Origin of the sequence: Clostridium sp. AF50-3 (genome assembly GCF_003477445.1) — a bacterium.
Classification (GTDB): Bacteria; Bacillota; Clostridia; order Lachnospirales; family Lachnospiraceae; genus Otoolea; species Otoolea fessa.
In genome coordinates, this window is record NZ_QUDH01000043.1 from 1 (window position 1) to 1,859 (window position 1,859).

Sequence of the window (1,859 nt, forward strand, 5' to 3'; positions counted from 1 at the left end):
ATGAAAAGCTATTATAAAAGACATTAGTATTAAATAGTTTAAAAAATGAAAAATAATAAAAAAAAATATTTCTTAAAATTGTGATAGGGGTTGTTCTTGCTTGTATTTTATTTGTTTGTTTTCTTTATACGAACAATGAGATCGGCGTGACTTCATCTAAGCTGGAGGCAGATATTCGTTCGTCGCAGAAGATTAAGGATGATTGGACGGTCGATGGAAGCGTTTCCAGCACGATGGCTGCATATATTTCTTACCCTCAGGATTTGAGTGACCATTCTTTTTCCGTCTATGTCAATCGTCCAGGACTTTCCTTCGGATATTTTTTCCGTGGAGGTGGAACTCTTTCGGGGATTCAAAGAGGAATTGTGGAGTTTACTGTAGAGGGATATAATGAACGAGCATTTATTTCTATGAATCAACAGCAGGTGCAACAACTTGAAATAGATGATGGCAACACAATTCAAGTGGTTGATATTGACCGCAATAAACCTTTTGCGATTGTCTTGCCTATAAATGCGGGTAATATTACTTTTTATGATGTAAATAGAAATACTGTGGAATATTGGAATAATCCTCTTTGACAAATTCCAGTTTGTCGTGCTAAAAATTCAACTGAATAATCCCAGCAAAAACCGCTGCTACATGGAAGCCAACAAACCATGCAACAGCGGTTTTTCTTTATCGTTTTTTCCTCTGGCTGATAGGCGTTCCCATTTTCTTTGATTTTTTGAGAATCCGAATCAGCCAGCGAAATTCTTCATCTGACAGATTTTTATAGTTGATACCAAGCTGCTTACAGTAAAGGACAACCAGCTTTTCATCACGGCTGCCTTGAAATTTTCAACCGCTTCCAGATTTTCTTTCAGTTCATCGGCAACGGTGGTCTGAGGTGCACTCTCGCTGTCCTTTTTATGGGCTTCCCGAATATCCCGGATAATCAGGTTGAGGTCATCCCGTACCATGTGACTGAAATATTCATCATCACTGATATGGGCGGCTTGCAACACTTTCAAATGGGGGTCATCTTCGCCGGGGCGATACCGTTCAATGATTTCATGCCGGACGGTATCGACAAGGGCGTTGAGGTTTTGAATCTGCATGGTGGCAATCCCATCCACATAAATCTCAATGTCCGCAAGAAACTTGATAAAGTCCTTATGGGTGGCAAGTTCGCACAGCAGACGGTTGTTAATCCGACCGCTTTTCAGAAGTGCTACCATCTCATCACTCAAATGCAGCTCCCTTAATGGCGTGTTGATCTCCGCCCGGTTCTCTGTCCGGCAAAAGAGATAATCGAGGGACACCCCATAAAAATCTGCCAGCAGGATAAGGTTGCCATGATTGATTTCCTTATAGTCGTCTTTTTCATAACTGCCAAGAGCCGATTTTGAAATACCCGTTTGCTCAGCCAGTTCTTCCAGTTTTATCCTTTGTTTAATCGTAAATCTTTTAGCCGTTCCTGTATTGTAGTAGCTCCGTTCATTGAAGCAGTTCCCCCTTTCTAACGACATTTATAACCGTTGAATTGATTATACCATATCAATTCCGCAATCGTGGAAATTTCTGATTTTTACCCCGAATTCCTACTTTGTGGACATACGGCACAGGGCACAAAAATGTTCTATGATACAGGTAGTTCATCGATGGATTATTCCAATCGAATGACCAGCCTGTGTGGGATATGCTTCCCCGGCGATGTAGCGTCATGACTTTTGGCAGGGATATGGAGGAACCCTGACCAAAACGAGCGTACCAAAGGGAGCGATACGCCGCTGTGAGATTCAGGGGAGGAACGACACCGGGGAGAACTGGCGAACTGACACCGAAATGATACCGAAACACAACAATCTGATAGGGGG

General features: G+C 42.2%; 1 protein-coding gene and 1 pseudogene. One reads left to right on the top strand and one right to left on the bottom strand.

Going from position 1 to position 1,859, the window contains the following annotated elements; all coding sequences use genetic code 11:
• Window positions 1–65: 65 nt before the first annotated feature.
• Window positions 66–581: a hypothetical protein gene (locus tag DW085_RS18665; RefSeq protein WP_051395754.1), complete on the top strand. Its 516-nt coding sequence runs from the start codon at window positions 66–68 to the stop codon at window positions 579–581.
• 97 nt (window positions 582–678) lie between these two features.
• Here DW085_RS18665 and DW085_RS18670 read toward each other — a convergent pair.
• Window positions 679–1,483: pseudogene (locus DW085_RS18670) on the bottom strand (helix-turn-helix transcriptional regulator).
• Window positions 1,484–1,859: the final 376 nt, after the last annotated feature.